Raw genomic sequence first — 18,828 nt, 5'->3', positions numbered from 1 at the left:
CCACCACGCCGCACCGCTGCGCCCTACCGGGGAGCGCTCCGCCCACCCCGATCAACCCAATGGGTATCGGACGATTGGTCCGATTTATCCGGATACCGTTATCATCCGGAGAAGACGTACCCGAGCGGGGGCAGGAGCGTGTGACGACCAACCCGTCCGAGCCGTCCGGACTGACCCCGGTCCCCGCGGCCCGGAGCGACGAGCGCTCACTGCTCGACGTGCTGCGCGTGGCGATCATCATGCTGGACGAGCGCGGCACCATCCGGCTGTGGAGCCCCATGGCCCGTGAGCTGCTGGGCTGGCCCGACCGCGACGCGGTGGGCCGCCGCCTCACCGACATGCTCGCCCCCGGCCACACCCCCGCCACCGTCGCGCGCATCCACGCCACGCTGCGCAACCGCAGACACTGGCGCGGCAGGCTGCCGCTGCGCCACCGCGACGGGCACATCATCCAGCTGGAGGGCCGCGCCGCCCTGCTGCTGGACGCCGGCGGCACCCCGTTCATCCTGGCCAACCTGGTGGAGACCACCCGGATGACCGGCATCGAACAGGACCTGGCCGCCTTCGACGCCCTGTTCACCGCCTCCCCGCTGGGCATCGGCGTCTTCGACACCGACCAGCGGCTGGTGCGCGTCAACGAGGCACTCGCCCGCATGCACGACGCCACCCCCGCCGAACTGCTCGGCAAGACCCTGCTGGACATCCTGCCCGCCCCCATGGCCCAGAAGGTGTACGCCGTCCAGGGCGACGTCCTGCGCAGCGGCCACTCGGTCACCGACCTGATCACCCCCGCGCCCGACGGGGTACGGGCCCACTCCCTGTCCTTCGGGCGGCTCACCGACCGCGACGGGCGCACCGTCGGCGTCAGCTCCACCGTCACGGACATCACCGAACGCCGCGAGGCCCTGGACCGCATCGAACGGGCCAGGCAGCGGCTCGCCATGCTGGACGACATCGGCAGCTCGCTCGGCGACCTGCTGGACGTACGCCTGATCGCCGGCTCACTCGCCCAGCTGCTGGTGCCCCGGTTCGCCGACTACGCCGCCGTGGAACTGCTCGCCCCCGTCGCGCACGGCGGCGAGCTGCCCACCGCCGAACAGCTTCCGGACACACCCGTCCTCCAGCTGGGCACCGCCGCCAAGCAGCACAGCACCCACACCGACACCGCCCTGGAGGCCGGCGAGCGCATCACCTTCGAGCCCGGCTCCCCGTTCAGCACCGTGCTGCGCACCGGCAACCCGCTGCTGATCGGCTCACCGGACGAGCTGGGCGCCCAGTCCGCCAAGGTGCGCGCCGCCATGGACCTCGGCATCCACTCGATGCTGATCCTGCCGCTGCGCGCCCGCGGCACCGTCCTGGGGCTGATCATCCTCACCCGGGCCGGCCGCCGCTCCGCCTTCGACCGGGAGGACCAGGCCCTGGCCATGGAGGTGGCCGGACGGGCCGGCATCTCCATGGACAACGCCCGCCTGTACGCCCGGGAGCGGGAGTCCGCCCTCACCCTCCAGCGCAGCCTGCTGCCGCAGAACGTGCCGCAGCCGCCCGGCGTCGCCGTCGGCCACCGCTATGTGCCCGGCAGCGTGGGCACCGAGGTGGGCGGCGACTGGTTCGACGTCATCCCGCTGGCGGGCGGCCGGGTCGCCTTCGTGGTCGGCGACGTGATGGGCCACGGGCTGCGCGCCGCCGCCACCATGGGCCGGCTGCGCACCGCCGTGCGCACCCTGGCCGGCCTGGAGCTGGCCCCGGCCGAACTGCTGCGCCGGGTGGACGACCTCAGCGAGGACCTGGCCCAGGCCCCCGACGACCAGCTGTGGGCGACCTGCCTGTACGCCGTGTACGACCCGGCCTCGCGCGAGTGCGTCCTGGCCAAGGCCGGGCATCTGCCGCCCGTGCTGGTGACCCGGGACGACGCCACGGGCCTGTGGTCGGCCGACGCGCTGGAGCTGCCCTCCGGCGCCCCGCTCGGCGTGGGCGGGGTGCCCTTCGAGGAACGGCGCATCACCGTCCCCGAGGACTCGACGCTCGTGCTGTACACCGACGGCCTGATCGAGACCCGCGGCGAGTCCATCACGGCCGGCCTGGAGCGGCTGTGCGCGCTGCTGGCGGCCAGGGGCACCCCGGGGGCGCCGCTGGAGGAGCTGTGCGACCGGATCATCGAGGGCCTGAGCCCGGCGGCGGGCCCCGGCGGCGGCGCCCCGGGCCCCTCCGACGACATCGCGCTGCTGGCCGCCCGGCTGAGCGGCCTGCCCGAGGGCAACTCGGCGGAATGGATCTTCGCCCCCGAACCGCACGCCCCGCGCAAGGCCCGGCGCGCGGTGCGCCGGGCGCTGCTCGACTGGAACCTCGAACCCCTGGTGGACACCACGGTGCTGCTGGTGAGCGAGCTGGTCACCAACTCCCTGCGGTACGCGCACGGCCCCGTCGAGGTGCGGATGGTGCGCGGCACCTCGCTGCTGGTGGAGGTCTCCGACCGGCTCCCCGACCCGCCGCACGAGCGCACCGCCTCCCTGCTGGAGGAGGGCGGCCGGGGCCTGCACCTGGTGGCCCGTCAGTCCCGGCGCTGGGGCACCCGGCAGGCCGCCCACGGCAAGACGGTGTGGTTCGAACTGCTGCTGCCCCAGGGACTGTCCGACACCTAGCCTCTGTCCGACGCCTCCCGGCGGGCCCTCATCTCACCGGCAGGTGGTAGGCGATCCGGAACCGGTCGGCGGGGATCACCACATCGGCGGTCTCCACCGGCAGCCCGCCCGCCCGGTAGGTGCGGGTGATGACGAGCACCGGATGCCCGGCGAGGCCGCCCAGCACCCGTGCCTCGGCGGCCAGCGCCGGCCGGGCGCCGACCTCCTCGGCCACGTTGTCCACCTGGATGTCGATGGCCGCCATCCGCTCCACCACCCCGCGCCCCGCCAGCGGGCCCTCCTCGGGCAGCATCACCGGGGTCCGGCCGGTGACGGCCAGCGGCTCCCAGGACGTGGACAGCATCACCGGCTCATTGCCGGAACGGAACACGTAGCGGGTGCACATCACCGCGTCCCGGGGGGAGATCGCCAGCCGGTCGGCCACCGCTTCCCCGGCGGCGACCCGCTCGCTGCGCCCCTCCCAGGTGCCGCGCACCCGTTCGTCGGTCTGCTCCTGCCGGAACGGCGAGCACTCCCCCATCGTCCGGTACCCGCTGCGCGAGATCCGCCGGGGCGCCGGCCGCTCCCGCACATAGGTCCCCGAACCGGAGCGCCCCTCGACCAGCCCCTCGGCCATCAGCACCTTCCGCGCCTCCAGGGCGACGGTGTCCGAGACCCCGTACTTCGCCCGGATGCTCGCCTGCGAGGGGAGACGGGTGTGCGGCGGCAGCGTCCCATCGGCGATCTGCTGCCGCAGATCATCGGCCACCTTCAGATACGCGGGCTGCTCACCGAACGGCATAAGCCCTCCCCGGCGTTGATCCGTCTGCTGATTTCACAAACAGCAACAGCTTGACAACGGAGGGTTGCCGTCCGCAAGAGCTGGCCACCGAATCACCCGAAGTGATGACGCGTCCGTGACCAGCACGGATCGCCGAAGTTCCGTGACGGCGCGGCCCGTTCACGGGCCATAGCGCCCTGCCGCCTCCCATGGCACACTGGGCCGCCTTCTCCCGAAGGAGCCTCCTTTGCCGACCCGGGACCCGGCGCGCCGAATCCACCTCATCGACATCCCCGGAAGCGGGGTGTCCGAGATCCGGGCGCACCCGGAAGGCACCGTCGGCCACCTGGGCCTGACGGCACCGACGACGGCCGGCTCCACCGGAGGCCGGATCGACGCCCTCCGGATCACCCGCCCCGACCCCGGCCTCCACTGGGCCCGCGCGGCGATCACCGCGGCCGGGGAACGGCTGCGCGCCCGTGGCTGCGGCTACGCCCAGGTGACCCTGCCCACCGCCGGCCACCCCCTGCTGCCCGCGTTCCGGGCGCTGGGCTACCGCGAACTGGCCCGCACCCGCAGCACGCCGCTGGGCGGCCGGCAGCCGGTGGACGGCGCGTACACCCTCCACGCCCTGACCGAACGCGGCTTCCTGGACTGGCTGCCGCTCTTCCGCGCGGACTACCGCGACGCCCTGCGCCGGGGCGGCATCCCGGCCGCCGAGGCCGAGACGGGAGCCGGCCGCTGGGCGGCGGACCTGACCGCGCACCGCCTCGACTCGCACCGGTACCTCCTCCGTTCGCTCTGCCACCGGGGCGTGCCGGTCGGACACCTGTGGGCCGGTGTCACCCGTGGCCCGCAGACCAGGGCCTTCGTCCACGACGTACGGATCGCGCCGGACCACCGCGGCCAGGGACACGGCCGCGCCCTGCTGCGGGCCGCCGAGAACGAGGCGCTGTCCCTGGGGTGTTCCACCCTGAGCCTCAGCGTCTTCGCCGACAACCGCCCCGCCCAGCGGCTCTACGACGCCCTCGGCTACCCGGTGAGCGGCGTCGTGCTCCTGCGGCGGCTCACGGGCTGACCGCGACGGGGAACGAGGCGAAGCGCCGGATCGGAAAGCTCTGCCCGCGCACCGGCTCGGCGGTGGTCCGCAGACCGGGGAAGCGCCGGCACAGCAGGTGCAGCGCCTCCTGCGTCTCCAGCCGTGCGAGACCGGTCCCCAGGCAGTAGTGCGGTCCCGCGCTGAAGGCGATGGACGGGCCGCCGCTGCGGGCGGGGTCGAAGCGATCGGGGTCGGGGTACCGCGCCGGGTCCCGGTTCGCCGCCCCGAGGCACACCGACACGGCCGAGCCCTCGGGAACGCGGTGTCCGGCCAGCGAGAGGTCCCGGCTCGCCCAGCGCAGATTGGCCAGCTGGGAGGGCGGGTCGAAGCGGATGACCTCATCGGTGAAGCCCACCGCGGCTGCCGCGTTCCCGGCGATGGCCGCCCGCTCTTCCGGGCGGTCGCGCAGCAGGAGGACGCTGTTGGCGATGGCGTAGGAGGTGGTCTCGAACCCGGCGACGTACAGGAAAACCACGTTCGCCAGCAGTTCCCGGTCGCTGAGGCCCCGGCCGTCGTCGCCCTGCGCGAGGATCAGCTCGCTGATGAGGTCGTCCGCCGGCTTCCGGCGCCGTTCGGCGATGAGCGCGGCGAAGTACTCCTCCACGGCGCCGGACGACGCCGCGGCCTCCTTCGGCGCGGACGGGCCGAGCACGTTCTCCAGGTGCCGGTGCAGTTCCCCGCGGAACCAGTCCCGGTCCGCGCGCGGCACGCCGACCAGTTCGCTGATCACCGCGATCGGCAGCGGGTAGGCGAACTCGCGCAGCAGATCGACGCGTGCGCCGCCCCGCCCCAGCTCCTCCAGACGGTCGAGCAGCAGCCCGGCGTTGCGGGCGATCATGGGCCGCAGTTCCTCCAGCCGGCGGGGCGAGAACGGCTGGGAGAGCAGCCGCCGCATCCAGGCGTGCGAGCGCGGCCGGACGTAGAGCAGGGAGCTGGCGAACAGGTGCTGGTCCTGCGCCGCGTCCCCCGCCGCGTCCTGCTTGTCGGGCGGGGGCTGGGTCGCCAGCCGGAACCGCGGGTCGCGCAGGGCCTCGTACGCCTCGGCGTGGCCCAGCACCCAGAACCGGTTCCCGGTGCGGTGGACCGGGCCCGCCGCCAGGAGCGCACGGTAGGCGGGATAGGGGTCGGCCTGCCCGGCCGGGGAGAAGAGCCCCGTCAGGAGCGCCTGGGCGTCCGTCATGCCGCCTCCGGTCGCAGGGCGAAGAACGGGGACGCGTGCAGGAACTTGGGCGCGATGGCGGTCTCGTAGCCGCCGCTCTCGCAGATCAGGAACTGGCAGCGGCGTCCGTCCGCCGGCGTTTCGGGGTCCATCAGGGCCGCCTGCCGGACGAACGCGCGCAGCATCCGGTCGGGGACCCCGTCGCGCACCGCCTCCTGGCCGCCCGCCAGCAGGTCCGTCACCAGCTCCGCGCACACCGCGAGCACCGACTTCTCGCCACGGCGGCCCGGCGACCACACCACCGAGGACCAGGAGCGCTTCTGCCGCTCCATGGCGCGGCGCCACGGAGTGACCCGGCCGTCGTCCCCGGCCACCCGGTAGAGCAGCACATAGTCGTGCTGGATGGGGAACGGGGCGAAGAAGCGCCAGTTCGGGATCGCCCCGACCTTGTCGTACCGGCGCAGCGCGTCGAAGGAGCGCTGCGGGTGCTGGCTCAGCACGGTCACCGCGAGCCATCCGGCGAGCAGCAGCTGGACGCCTCGTTCACCCGGCGTGGTGCGGTGCGGCATACCGTCCTCCTGATTCCTCGACAGCCGATCCGGCGAACTCCCCGATGACGCGGGCCAGGGCGGTCACGCACTCCGGTGTCAGCGGCACCTGGTCCCGCTGCACCCGCTCCAGCACGGTGTGCGCGCCGTGCTCCACCGAGGCCAGCAGCTCCGCGCCGAACTCCTCGTAGGCGCGGCTCTGGGCGCTGCGCGGCCCGGAGGTCACCAGTTGGACGGGGGCGGTCACCTTCGGCGGGGCGCCCGTGGTGAGTTCGGTGTGCGCCGCCCGCCACTCCCGCAGCGCCGCCCGCCACAGGCCGGCGTCGCGGTACTGGTCCAGGCACAGTCGCCGTGCTTCCGCGCTGAGGAGCCGTTCCCAGGGCGGGGTGGCCAGCAGCGGGGCCAGGCCCAGTTCGCAGGAGAGCGGAATGTGGCTCATGTTGTGGCCCACCTGCTCCGAGCCGCTGTGCAGCAGCGCGGAACGTCCCAGCTCGCAGGGGTAGCGCGGGTCGAGCAGCACCAGCCCCGCCACGGGCCGCCGGGACGTCTCCTGGGCGGCCATGGCCAGCAGGCCGCCGAGCCGGTGACCGACCAGGATCACGGGCCTGCCGGGCGGGGCGGCGGCGATGACGTCGACCAGGTCGGCGCGGGCCGTGTCGAGGGTGAAGGGGGTACGGCGGCGGTAGCGGCTTCTGCCGTAGCCGGCGCGGTCATGGGCGAGGACGGAGAACCCGGGCGCGAGCGCCTCGCGCAGCGCGGTCCAGCGGGCCACCGGCGTGCCCAGGTCGGGCACGAACACCAGGATCGGGTCCTGGGGGAACCGGGGCCTGGCGGCCCGGTGGAGCGTGTACGCGATGAGGTTCCCCGCGCCGGTCTCCAGGAACTCCTCGTCGCCCGCGCCGCGTTCGACACGGCGCCGGCGTGCCGACCGCATGCCCAGGCCGCAGGCGAGGGCCCCGGCGAGCAGCCCGCCGGTCAGCCGGGGCAGGACATCGCTTCTACCGGCCGTGGACATCCGCACCACCCGTTCCGCTCGCTCGCCCGGTCGACTGTGTGACGTAGAGGACCGCCGGATAGGTGGACAGGAACGCCCACACGAAGCGGGACAGGCCCATGACCCGGCCGTTCACCACGTGGAAGGTGGCGGTGGTCGCCAGCATCGGGACCGTCAGCCGGCCCTTCCCGGCGAACACCAGCGGGAAGGCGCACTCCACGACGATGACGCCGGCCCCGACGGCCCGGGTGACGCGCGGATACCGCTTCGCCAGGGCGTAGGAGGCGCCGTCGCCGTACGCCTCCGTGCGCAGCACCAGCGGCAGCGCCTCACCGTTGCGCCACTGCGGCCCGGCGAGTTTCGCCACCCCGGCGGTCGCGTACGACAGGGCCGACTGGACCCCGACGAACCACAGGCAGGCGTCGACGACGGCGGGCCTGCTGTCCTGGGAGCGCGCGAGGGCCGCGACGCCCTGCACCATGAAGGCGACCTGGTCCGAGCCGTCCGTACCGAAGTACTGGCGCGGGTTGGTGACGGCGGAACTCAGGGACAGGAACGCCCCGGTGGCCACCCGGTGCCGGCGGGGGGTGCCGGGGATCAGCAGGGAGAGGGCCGCCGCCGCCCGCGCCAGGTGGATGGCGCGGCTGACGCCGGGCCTGGCGACCAGGCCCAGGGCCCGCTGGACGGGTCGCGGCGCCCAGGTGTACCGCTCGCGCAGCAGGTCCCAGTCGGCCAGGACGGCGTTGCGCGGGTCGCGTTCGTTGGCGAGCACCTCCAGGCTGTTGACGAGGTGGGTGAGCGCGCTCACCTGCTCGGTCGTGGTGAGTGCTCTCTCCCTGCCGATCCGCGGAGACCGGAACGCCTTCTTCATCAGGTGCGACACACGGCGCACTCTCATCACCTCTTCGCAGGAACGGTGTTCGGTCAGGCCAGCAGGAGCGCGGCGTCCCAGGCGGCCGGCGCCGTGTCGCCCCGGGTGTGGGCGTCCAGCGCGAGGGCCGCGCCGGCGGCGCCGTCGAGGAATCCGGGGGCGTCGATGGGCCGGCCGCTGCCCGGCTCCGGGTACCGGTAGCCGAACGCGGAGCCCGGCTCGAAGTGCCGCACGATCCGCCGGGCCAGGTGCTCCCGCGTCCGGGCGACCTCGGTGGCGTGTTCCCCGGTGGCGAAGAACTTCAGGCAGTTCAGCGCCCCGGCCCAGCCGTGGCACAGGGAGGCGTCCGTGATCCCCCACTCGCCGACCGGCATGCGGAGCATCGCCGCCACGGCCTGTGCCGCCAGCTTCGCCAGGTCCGCGCGGCCGGTGGCGCGGGCGGCGAGCCGCAGGGAGCAGGCGATGCCCAGGCTGCCGTAGCACCAGGCGACCCGGCCCCGGCCGGCGCCCGCCCCACCGTGGTGCCAGTCGTCCCAGGTCAGCAGGTTGGGCCAGTGGAGGCCGTACGGGTCGGCGCGGTGCCGCTCCCCGTACACCCGCGCGATCCGCTCGATGGCCTCCCGCTGCCCGGGTACGCGCACGCCCGCCTCCAGGGCGAGGGACAGCAGGGCGAGCGGGCCGGCGATCCCGTGCGAGAGCCCCAGGTTGAGATGGCCGTCCCGCGCGCGGGTCACCGGCTCCCCCCGGGGGCGGCTCAGGCTCCAGTACCCGGGGACGGACCCGCCCTCGGTGGCCACGGGTTCCGTCAGCCGGACCAGCGCGGTGAGGACGCTCTCCAGCACCGGGCGCAGCGGGGCGCCGCGCAGCAGGGCGTACCGTCCGGTGCCGGTCAGGCCGACGATGACGTCGTACCCGGCCAGGGTGGACAGCGGGGCTGACGCGGCCTCGTGCTGGGAGGCGGCCATGGCGGCCAGCGCCCGGTCCAGCCGGTCCAGGAAGGTGGCGTAGCCACCGGACCGGGCGGCGCGGCCGTGGGCGGCGAGGCCGATGCCCGCGAGGCCCGTGTGCAGGCCGGCGTTGAGCGCGGGGATCCGGCCCAGCCAGCGGGCGACGGCCGTCAGGTGGGTGTGCGCGGCGGGGCCGGTGTCCTGGCCGCCGGTCCCGGTGTGGTCCAGGAACAGCGCCGTCCCTGCCAGGCCCTTGCCGAGGGTGTGCCGGGTCTGGGGCGTCCACAGGGCGGTGTCGGGCGAGGCGGCGAAGTGGTCCAGGATCCGGCCGGGATCGCGCAGCCGGCGGGCGACCTCGGCCGTGATCCCGGCGGCCCCGGTGCGCGGGTCGGCGTCGGTGGGCGTCGGGTTCACTCCGTTCCCCCGTGCCCCGGCCGGCCGGGGCGCGCGAGCCCCCGGGCCACGTGTCCCAGCAGCGTGAGCGCGCGCCGCTCGCTGTGCTCGTCGCTGCCGATGAGCCGGTTGTGCTGCATGTGCAGCAGGCTGAGGACGGCGTGGTCGCGCTGCACCGGGGTGAGGGCGGAGGACGGGTGCCACAGCAGCTCGCCGTACTCCTTGGCCGCCACGTTGCCGGTCCAGGCCGGTTCGAGGTTGGCGGCCGGCAGGACCTCGGCGACCCGCCGCGCGGTGTCGTGCGCGGTGATCAGCTCGCGGGCGGCGTCGATCTCCGCGCGCGAGACCTCCCCGTCCCGGCTGCGCGGGAACTGCTTCCCGGCCCACGCGGGCCAGTCGAAGCCCAGGGCGGTCAGCAGGCAGGCGTGGTTGGCGGCCAGCAGCGTCACCGGCCCCACGGCCGCGCCCGCGCCGCCCTCCAGCAGGCCGATCTGGTTGACGGCGGTCTGGCTGTCGGTGCAGAAGACGCGCTCGGCCAGCGGCAGCGCCTCGGGCCCGCCGTACCTGCTGACCTCCGGCTCGTAGGTGTGGACGGTCACCTCGCGGATGGCGTGGGTGGCGCGCACCGTGCTGAGCGCGGCCAGCAGCGAGTCCAGCAGCCGGGTGCCGGCCTCGGGCGATCCGCGGTGGAAGCGCAGCCGCAGGTGCGGGCCCGGGGAGCCGAACCGCAGGAAGAACCACCGGTCGGTGTCGGCCGCCACCGCCCGTACGACCTGGGGCAGATGCCGGGAGAGGAACGTGCTGTGGGCCGAGGTGTCGGCGTGCACCTGGACGTAGGCCCACTCCCCGCCCGGTGCGTGGCGCGGCTGGGCGAACACCGTACGGGCCCGGTCGCGGGTGAAGGCCCGGGCGGGCGCGGGGCGGCGCGCGCTGCGCAGCGGGACCACGATCTCGTTGCTGCGGCCCTCCAGCCAGCCGCTGTCCCGCTCCTTCGCGCCGGTGGTCTCGGTGACCATGACGCCGCCCTTGAGCACGTCGCGCCGGAGCATCTCGCCGTGGAAGGCGTTGTCGAGGTCGATGGGGTAGACCCGGTCCCCGCGCGCCACGCTCACCGCGCCGGGGATCTCCGCCCGCTCCCGCCAGGCGGGCAGGCCGCGTTGCCAGGTGTCCTTGTGCTGTGCGGCCTGCCGCAGTGCGGCGGTGGGCCGCCAGGTGCGGGGGAAGGCGATGACGCGCCCGACGCGGACCCGCGGCAGATCGGGCATGGCCTCGAAGCCCGCCCAGGACCAGGGGGTCCAGGGCTTGGTGCCCTCGGTGTACCGGAGTTCGCTGAGGAACCGGGCGAGGTTCGGGGCGCGTTCGGCGAGGGCCAGCATGTGCGGGACGAAGGGCTGGACATGACGGTCCGCCCGTTCCCAGTACAGCCGCAGGGCGCGCCCGTCGGAGTACACGATCAGCTCGCGCCAGTCGATGGCGCCCGTGTCGCGGCCGGGGAAGGTGCCGACCGGCAGGGTGTGGGGGGAGAGCCGGGGGGTGCGCATGACGTTGCGGGCCCGGAGGTTGCTGGGCCGGAACATGACCTGCGCGTACAGGGTGCCCGGCTCCGTGGAGCGGGCGTCCGTGCACAGTGCGGCGATCGCCTCGGTGTGTCCGGTCAGCTCGGCGAACCGTCCCAGGGTGGCGCCGATGACGCGGGAGCCGACGAGGGGCGAGGCGACGAGTTCGAAGTCGCCCGCGGTGAGTTCCGCCAGGCCCGGGGACAGCAGGTGGAAGCAGAGGTCCATGGAGGAGGGCGGGGCCTCGCTCGTGGAGTGCCGGGCCAGCCGCTCGATCTCGGCGGCGCCGAGGGTGACTTCGCCCCGTCCGTCGCGCAGGGCGCGGTGCAGGAGTTCGGCGGTGACCTCATACCGTTCCCGGTTCTCCTCCTCAGGGACGGGGCGTTCGTACGCGCCGAGGCCGCTGGGCTCCACGCGGGGGTGGAGGTAGCCGGTGGGGAAGCCGAGTCCCCGGTGGGAGTCGACCAGGGTCTCCAGGCGCTCCGCGCCGTACCGGCCGTAGCGGTCGACGAAGGCGTCGAAGTACGCCGTCATGTGCGGGTGCGAGGGGACGTCGGGCGCGATGCGCCACAGCGTGGAGGCGTAGCTCTCGACCTCGCGCAGGACCTCGTGGGGCAGGGTGGCTTCGATGTCCGCCCCGAGGTCCACCTGGAGCGGGTTGTCGGCTGCGCCGGCCGCGTCGCCGACCGCGTCGCGGGCCGTGGCGGCGGCGTGGGCGAAGGCGGCGCGGCCCCGGCCCAGGTCCTGCTCCGTGTAGCGCCGTGCGGCCTCCGCGATCCCGGGCAGGGCGGCGGGCAGCCCCGTGCCGGCCGCGCCGGGGATCGCGCCGCCGAAGTCCTGGGTGTCGAGGGAGGTCAGCAGCACCTCGCGGCCGATCAGTTCGCGCAGATAGCCGTCGACGCGCTGCCCGGTCAGGTCGGGGAAGTCCCGGACGGTGTCGCGTACCAGGTCGCGGTAGGTCACGGGGGTCCTGGTGGCGGTCAGGACGGCGGACAGCAGCCGGGTCACGCGCACCGAGACGCTGCCGTTGCGGCTCGCGGCGGCCCGGTCGCCGGTGGTGTCGCCGCCGCGCGCGTAGGGCAGCACGAGCCGGCCGCCGCGCGGCAGGCACAGGTCGTTGGCGACGACGGTCAGCGCGTTCCGCACCCCGTCGTCCGCCAAGAGCAGCCCGGCGGCCCGCTCCGCCCAGCGCGCGTCGTGACTCACCCGCTTGGTGGGGGCGGTACGGCGGACGGCCGCCCGCTCGGCTGCGGTCGCGATCGACACGCCGGCCTGAATCCCGAAGGGGGTGGGTCGGCCGGTCAGGCGCAGCGCGTACTTGGTGAGCGAGATGGCCGTGCCGAGCAGCTTCTTGCGGGAATGCGGAGTGCCCTGCTCGATCTTGTCCAGTGTGTCGCTCAACGATCCGCTGGAGACCGCGACGGATTCCCGGAGAATGGCGTGGGACGCCAATTCCCGGATATAGGAAACGAGCTCGTCGTCCGACATCTCACCGGTGACCGCCGTCCGCAGCAGCGGCCCGGAAAGCCCTTCGCGCGAAAGGGTGGCGACCCGCAGAAGCATGGGTTCTTCCGCGGTGAAATACGTTTCCGTCATGTGTTCCCGCTCTTGCCTCTCCCCGCCCGGAATCAGTGGGCGGGCCCACGGGCCGGGGAGTCGCCTCCCCTTTCGCCCGTGGACCGGCCCTGTCTGTCGATCAGAAGCAGCAGACCGGCGCCTGGGGGATGATCCCCCGGGACGTGTTGACGTTGTTGCCCATGCTGTCGACGGCACAGGCCAGCATGACGTGCGTGTTTTCGTCGTTGGGGGCGAACGTGAGGTCGAGGTCAAGGTCGGACAGTTCCTCATTCGCCGCCGCGGTGATGAGGTCAGCACCCATTGATCTGACTCCTTCGTTGACTTGTACGCGAACGCTGTCGCAATTCCCTTTACCCGGCGATAAAGCCAGGGAAATGAACAACAGTGCGGGAGCCTACGGATGTGCGACGAGGGGTGTCAAGAGGTGCGCCAGGGACGGAAATCACTGTTTACCGCCCACCATGACAACTTGTTGTTAGGTACACCGGGTTTAACGACTGACCGGAGTGTGTGCCGCCACTTAATCCGGGGCGCACAGCAGGAACCGGAAAGGAAAGAGATACGAGGGGCCACGGAATCCCCACACACACGACGGCCGGGCCACCCGCTGCGGAAGCGGGTGACCCGGCCGTCGGGGCCGGTCGGCGTCAGACGCCGGCCGGGGTCTTCTCCCGGTCACCGGCGGGCGTGTCCGCCGCGCCGCCGGGGCGGGCCGGCCACCACGAGCGCGGGCCGATGTCCCGCACCAGGGCGGGGACCAGCAGCGAGCGGACGACGAGCGTGTCCATCAGCACCCCGAACGCCACGATGAAGGCCAGCTGGGCGAGGAACGCGAGCGGGATGACGAGCAGCGCCGCGAAGGTCGCGGCCAGCACCACCCCGGCGGAGGTGATGACCCCGCCGGTGGAGATCAGCCCGCGCAGCAGCCCCTGCCGCGTACCGTGCAGGACCGTCTCCTGGCGGACCCGGGACATCAGGAAGATGTTGTAGTCCACCCCCAGCGCCACCAGGAAGACGAAGCCGTACAGCGGCACCGAGGCGTCCGTGCCGCTGAAGCCGAACAGGTACTGGAAGACCAGCGCCGAGATGCCCAGCGTGGCGAGGTAGTTCAGCGCCACGGTGGCCACCAGCAGCACCGGCATCAGCAGCGAGCGCAGCAGCCCCACCAGCACCAGCACGATGATCACCAGAACGACCGGAACGATCAGCAGCCGGTCCGAGGCGGCGGTGGCCTGGGTGTCGTACTGCTGCGCCGTGTAGCCGCCGACCAGCGCGTCGGCCCCGGGCACCTCGCCCAGCACGTCGCGCAGCCGCTCGACGGTCTGCTCCGCCGCCCGGCTGTCGGCGGGGTCCGCCAGGGTGACGTTGATCCGCACCCGGTCGTCGACGACCAGCGGCTCGCCGCCGGGGGCGCCGGAGGCGGTCACGGGCGTGGCCGAGTCCACCCCGGCCGTGGCGGCGGCGGCCTGGGCCACCTCCGTCACGGCGTCGGCCGCGGCGATGACCACGGCCGGGTTCCCGGAGCCGCCGGGGAAGTGCTCGCTCAGCACCGCCTGGGCGGTCACCGAGGGGGCGTCGCGGATGAAGGTCTCCTCCAGCGGCACGCCGCGCGAGTCCAGCAGCGGGGCGAACGCGGCGCAGGCCACGAGCAGGGCGAGGGTCGTCGCCCACACCTTCCTGGGCGCGCGGTCGACCAGGGCGGCGACGCGGTGCCACACGCCCGCGCCGCCCGCCGGCTCCGGGGCCTCCCTGGCGGCGTCGGGCTCGTCCCCGGCGGCGGGGGCGGCCGTACGGGGCAGCCGGGCCGGCCAGTACGCGGAACGGCCCAGCAGGATGAGCACGGCGGGCAGGAAGGTCAGGGTGCTGAGCACGGCGCAGGCGATGCCGATGGCGCCGACCGGGCCCAGGGCCTGGTTGTTGGTGAGGTCGCTCAGCAGCAGGGCCAGCAGTCCGAGGGCGACGGTGGCGGCGCTGGCGACGATGGCCCCGGCCGAGTTGCGCGCGGCCCGCAGCGCCGCCGGGAAACGGTCCCGGCCGGCGACCAGTTCCTCGCGGAACCGGGCGGTGTACAGCAGCGCGTAGTCGGTGGCCGCGCCGATCACCAGAATCGACAGGATGCCCTGCACCTGGCCGTCCACCCGCACGATGTCACGGTCGGCGAGCGCGTAGACCACGGCGCAGGCCAGGGCCAGGGCCAGGACCGCGCCGGTAATGATGGCCAGCGGGAGCAGCACGCTGCGGTAGACGAGCAGCAGGATGAGCAGCACGGTGATCACGGCCACCCCCAGCAGCAGACCGTCGATGCCGGCGAAGGCGCCGGAGAGATCGACCTGGCTGGCCGCCGGACCGCCGATCAGCGCCGTCAGTCCGCCCGGGACGGTGACGGCCTCCCGGACGGATTCGAGGACCGGTTCCAGCTCCTCCCCGAGGTCGGGGGGCAGTTGGACGACGCCCTGGAGGGCCTCGCCGTCCTCCGAGGGCAGGGCGGGCGAGACGCCGAGCACGCCGGGCTCACCCTCCAGAGCGGCCAGAGCCGCCCCGGCGACGGCCGCAGCGCCCTCGGGCAGCGGGCCGCCGTCGGTGGCGGTCCACACCACGATCGCGGGCAGGGTGCCGTCCTGGTCGAAGGCCCGCTGCTCCTCGATGACCCGGGTGGATTCCGCGCTCTGTGGCAGGAAGGCGGCCTGGTCGTTGGTGGAGACCTCGCCCAGCCGCCCGGCGAACGGGCCGAGCGCCCCGCCGATGCCCAGCCACAGGGCGAGCAGGATCAGGGGGATGCCCCATCTGGTGGCACGTGACGGCCCGTTCATGCTGCTCCTCGTCATGGCGGTATATCTCGGCCGTGAACTATCTCGGCCATTGAGAGATATTACGCTGGGGGCATGCCGCCGCCGAACCAGCCCCCGTCCCCTTCCGCCTCCGCCGCGGATCCGGGCACGCTGCGCAGCTACGCCGTACTGCTGCGGAGGATGACGGGCGAGTTCAACCGGCTCATCCACGCGTTCGCCCACGACCAGGGCCTGCATCCCACCGATGTCCAGGCGCTGATCAGCATCCTCGACGAGGGCCCGGAGAACGGCGGCGAGCCGATGACACCCGGGCGGCTGCGGGCCCGGCTCAACCTCACCTCCGGCGCCATGACCGCGTGCCTCGACCGCCTGGAACGCGCCGGCCACATCCGGCGCACCCGCGACGCCCAGGACCGGCGCGTGGTCCACCTCCACTACGCGCCCGAGGGCAAACGCGTGGCCCGCGAGTTCTTCCAGCCCCTGGCCACCGTCACGGCCACGGCGATGACCCCGTTCTCCGACGCCGAACGGCGCGCCATCGGCGGCTTCCTGTCCTCCCTCAACGAAGAACTCGCCGGCATCCGCGACCAGCGCCCCTGACCGCCGCGGAAAGCGAGAGGGGGCCGAGCCCCCAAGGACTCGACCCCGGGCATTCGAGCGCCCGCAGGAACGCCGTCACACTCTGTTACGGCGAGCCCCCGGCGCAGATCCCCGACCTGTGGAACACGCTGCAGGAGGAACCGTCCTGCGGGATTCCGGCATGGGAACTCCGTCCCGACGCTGGCAGTTCAGCGGCCGTCTGCCTCGGCACTCCTTAGCCACCCGTGCCCCCTGCGGCCCATCACCTCGGTTTCCCTACATGAATGCCGTGCCCGCACCCCCCATCTTCAGCTAGCGTTGTCCCGCACGACGCTCCTCCTCGGAGGAGGTACCCGACGTGAACCTGTAGAGACGTCAGATTCTTCGGTTCGGTGACGTGGACCCATGGTGCGCTCCCGGCGGGAGCCATCCGGCACCGTCACCACAACACCGAAGGGGACGCGTTCCTATGGCTTCCGCTGAGTACATGCCCAAGCCCCGCACCTGGGTGCGTGATGTCCTGGTTGGCATCATGGCGAGCCTCGGCTCAAACCTGATGTGGGCGCTGGCGCAGGCGATCGTGCACCGCCTCGGCTGAGCCAGGCAGTGGGCGGGCCCTCACGGGCCCGCCCCAACGATCCACGGCCGGGTAATCTACGGGTTGTCATTGCGGCCCGACGGGCTTCCGCTCCGCCTCAGTGGAGCAACGAAGGACATGCCCCCACCCGCACGAGTCATCTCGTGCCTGGGGAACCTTCGTGCTCCTTCAACATTCCGCAGCCGAGCTCGGCCGACTCATTGTCGCCCGGGCCGGATCGGCGCACCTTCCGCTCACCGAACGATTGATCCACGAGCATTCCCGGATCAAGGGAGGTGCTGCCAGCCAGGGAGATATCGCTTCTTGGAACAACAGCATCCCCGTGGTCGTGAGGGCTCTGCTGGAGTGTGGCCTCGACGAAGTCGAGGTACAGGTCGAGGTCGACCTACCGCACACCAACTCCGCGGTCGACCTGGTGTTGTGCGGCCGGCGTCCCGGCACCGAAACAGATTCCTACCTCGCGGTTGAACTCAAACAGGTACGACATGCCACGGTGGACCCAGAGTGCCCCATCGCCGTCGATCTCGGCTTCGGTGACGGGAAGAACAAGCTCCATCCGGTACGGCAGATTCAGCGTTACTGCGATTACATGCTGCGTTATCTGCCCCATCTGCGCGAGGACGAAGATCGGCTGATGGGGGTAGCCCTGCTTCACAACGCGCGTGACGCGGACGTGGAAGCACTGTTCGATCTGCCCGAGACCGACCATGGCTTCCTCTACACGCTTGACGATCTGGATCGGTTCCGCCGAGTCCTTACCTCAAGATTCACTGCCTCGTCCGGCAAGCGGGCCGCAGATGCTCTGAAACGAGCCCGCAGGGACCCTTTGCTCAAGGTCACAGATGTGGCCCGACAGCGCTCCGTTGTCAAGGGTGGTCTCACTCTCCTCGACGAACAGTACGTCGCGTTCGACAGGATCACCCGGCGACTTGAGAAAACCTCGCGTCTCACCGGACTTGATGTGGGACTGTTCTACGACCCTGACGCCAATCACAGCCACACGCCCGATCCGGGCGTCAAGCACGTCTACATCCTGCGGGGCGGCCCTGGTAGTGGGAAGAGCGCGGTGGCGCTGCAGTTGCAGCGCGAACTCGGTCTCAAGGGCCACGAGGCTGTTCTGGCCAGCGGCTCGCACGCGTACACGGAGACTCTGCGAGAGATCATGGTCAGCACTGCCCGCCCGGGACAGCTGGGCTGTAAGAGGCGTGCGGCCCAGCGGATTTACCGTTACTTCAACAGCTTCAGCGAGACACCACCGGACAGCATCGATGTCCTCATCTGTGACGAGGCACACCGGATGCGACGTAGTTCGACGCACCGATGGACGCCGAAGCCCCTTCGGGACGATGACCGGCCGCAGGCCACCGAGTTGATCAGGGCCGCCAAGGTGCCGATCTTCTTTCTCGACGATCACCAGTCGATCCGTCCGGATGAGGTGGGCACTGCCACGTATCTCAAGGAACTCGCCGAGGATATGGGTTGCCAGGTCGAAGTGACGGACCTGGAGGGGACGTTCCGAGCTGGCGGCAGCAAGCGCTACCAAGGCTGGGTGCAACAGCTGTTGGGCCTTGACGCCTCCGATCCGGTGGCGTGGCGATCGGATGGGAAAATGGCCTTGACAACAGCCGATTCCGTCGAATTTTTGGAGCAGTTCATCCGCGAACGCCACCTCGAAGGGTTGTCGGCCCGCATCACCGCTGGCTTCTGCTGGCCGTGGAATCCCCCCGAGGGACAGCAACTCGTCGACGACGTGGAGATCGGCGACTGGCGCCGGCCGTGGAACGTGATGCCGGAGCACAGTGTCCCGCACGCACCCAGGTCGGACCTGTGGGCAACCGATCGACGCGGTGTCGATCAGGTCGGCTGTGTCTACACGGCACAGACCTTCGAGTACGACTGGAACGGCGTCATCATCGGGCCCGATCTGCTCTTCCGGGAAGGAAAGTTCAGGGTGAACCGGAGTGCTTCGTTCGATCCAGCCTTTCACAAGACGATCGACGACACGGTCGTCATCCGGTGCGTCCTCAACGCCTACCATGTGCTGCTCACCCGCGGGGTCGTCGGCACCATTGTCTATGCCGTTGACCCCGCGACCCACAACGCGCTGCGCAGACTCATCCCGGGTGCCATCGGCATGCAGCACTACGACGGCGCTCAGCCGAGGCTCACCGCAGAGGGACCCCAACTGCCGCCCGCCCACCGTAGACAGCACAGGTAACCTTGATCCCGACGTAGCTGCGGCCCGCCGGGCTTCCGCTCCGCGCGGCGGAGTCACGAAGGAAATGCCCCCACCCGCACGAGTTTCTTCGTGCTGTCTG

Annotated in this window: 13 protein-coding genes; 4 read left to right on the top strand and 9 right to left on the bottom strand. The window is 72.3% G+C overall.

What is annotated here, in order from left to right; all coding sequences use genetic code 11:
- Positions 1 to 140 precede the first annotated feature (140 nt).
- Positions 141 to 2,639: a SpoIIE family protein phosphatase gene (locus ACTFAP_RS19225; RefSeq protein ID WP_500466964.1), complete on the top strand. Its 2,499-nt coding sequence runs from the start codon at positions 141 to 143 to the stop codon at positions 2,637 to 2,639.
- Between the two features lie 28 nt (positions 2,640 to 2,667).
- On the opposite strand, the gene ACTFAP_RS19220 is transcribed toward ACTFAP_RS19225, so the two are convergent.
- Positions 2,668 to 3,420 carry a GntR family transcriptional regulator gene (locus ACTFAP_RS19220; RefSeq protein ID WP_400010002.1) on the bottom strand — a complete coding sequence of 251 codons (753 nt, stop codon included), beginning with the start codon at positions 3,418 to 3,420 and terminating at the stop codon, positions 2,668 to 2,670.
- 226 nt (positions 3,421 to 3,646) lie between these two features.
- Here ACTFAP_RS19220 and ACTFAP_RS19215 point away from each other — a divergent pair, with 226 nt between their 5' ends.
- The gene (locus tag ACTFAP_RS19215; protein ID WP_500466963.1) at positions 3,647 to 4,477 is read left to right on the top strand and encodes a GNAT family N-acetyltransferase; all 831 of its coding nucleotides are present in this window, start codon (positions 3,647 to 3,649) and stop codon (positions 4,475 to 4,477) included.
- On the opposite strand, the gene ACTFAP_RS19210 is transcribed toward ACTFAP_RS19215, so the two are convergent.
- From ACTFAP_RS19210 to ACTFAP_RS19175, 8 genes are all read right to left on the bottom strand, one after another.
- Positions 4,467 to 5,678 carry a cytochrome P450 gene (locus ACTFAP_RS19210; protein WP_500466962.1) on the bottom strand — a complete coding sequence of 404 codons (1,212 nt, stop codon included), beginning with the start codon at positions 5,676 to 5,678 and terminating at the stop codon, positions 4,467 to 4,469. The two genes, ACTFAP_RS19215 and ACTFAP_RS19210, sit on opposite strands and share 11 nt — an antisense overlap.
- Positions 5,675 to 6,226 (bottom strand): hypothetical protein, encoded by a 552-nt coding sequence (locus tag ACTFAP_RS19205; protein WP_500466961.1) that lies wholly within the window; start codon positions 6,224 to 6,226, stop codon positions 5,675 to 5,677. Before ACTFAP_RS19205 ends, ACTFAP_RS19210 begins: the two co-directional genes overlap by 4 nt.
- Positions 6,201 to 7,220, bottom strand: a complete 1,020-nt coding sequence (locus ACTFAP_RS19200) for an alpha/beta hydrolase (RefSeq protein ID WP_500466960.1) — start codon at positions 7,218 to 7,220, stop codon at positions 6,201 to 6,203. Before ACTFAP_RS19200 ends, ACTFAP_RS19205 begins: the two co-directional genes overlap by 26 nt.
- A complete protein-coding gene (locus ACTFAP_RS19195; RefSeq protein WP_500466959.1) occupies positions 7,204 to 8,082 on the bottom strand; it encodes an HTTM domain-containing protein in 879 nt (292 codons plus the stop codon). The genes ACTFAP_RS19200 and ACTFAP_RS19195 overlap by 17 nt, the downstream gene beginning before the upstream one ends.
- Positions 8,083 to 8,123: 41 nt before the next feature.
- On the bottom strand, positions 8,124 to 9,431 hold the full coding sequence (locus ACTFAP_RS19190; protein WP_500466958.1) for a lanthionine synthetase C family protein: 1,308 nt from the start codon (positions 9,429 to 9,431) through the stop codon (positions 8,124 to 8,126).
- Positions 9,428 to 12,562: a lantibiotic dehydratase gene (locus tag ACTFAP_RS19185; RefSeq protein WP_500466957.1), complete on the bottom strand. Its 3,135-nt coding sequence runs from the start codon at positions 12,560 to 12,562 to the stop codon at positions 9,428 to 9,430. The genes ACTFAP_RS19190 and ACTFAP_RS19185 overlap by 4 nt, the downstream gene beginning before the upstream one ends.
- Before the next feature lie 100 nt (positions 12,563 to 12,662).
- Positions 12,663 to 12,845 carry a hypothetical protein gene (locus ACTFAP_RS19180; protein ID WP_390117430.1) on the bottom strand — a complete coding sequence of 61 codons (183 nt, stop codon included), beginning with the start codon at positions 12,843 to 12,845 and terminating at the stop codon, positions 12,663 to 12,665.
- A gap of 346 nt (positions 12,846 to 13,191) precedes the next feature.
- Positions 13,192 to 15,354 carry an MMPL family transporter gene (locus ACTFAP_RS19175; protein WP_495681675.1) on the bottom strand — a complete coding sequence of 721 codons (2,163 nt, stop codon included), beginning with the start codon at positions 15,352 to 15,354 and terminating at the stop codon, positions 13,192 to 13,194.
- A gap of 72 nt (positions 15,355 to 15,426) precedes the next feature.
- Here ACTFAP_RS19175 and ACTFAP_RS19170 point away from each other — a divergent pair, with 72 nt between their 5' ends.
- Both ACTFAP_RS19170 and ACTFAP_RS19165 read left to right on the top strand, forming a co-directional pair.
- Positions 15,427 to 15,933 (top strand): MarR family transcriptional regulator, encoded by a 507-nt coding sequence (locus ACTFAP_RS19170; protein ID WP_495681674.1) that lies wholly within the window; start codon positions 15,427 to 15,429, stop codon positions 15,931 to 15,933.
- 737 nt (positions 15,934 to 16,670) lie between these two features.
- Positions 16,671 to 18,728 carry a DNA/RNA helicase domain-containing protein gene (locus ACTFAP_RS19165; RefSeq protein WP_495681672.1) on the top strand — a complete coding sequence of 686 codons (2,058 nt, stop codon included), beginning with the start codon at positions 16,671 to 16,673 and terminating at the stop codon, positions 18,726 to 18,728.
- Positions 18,729 to 18,828 lie beyond the last annotated feature (100 nt).

The sequence above is a fragment of the Streptomyces sp. PH9007 genome (assembly GCF_059813725.1).
This window is presented reverse-complemented; position numbering and strand designations above follow the sequence as displayed.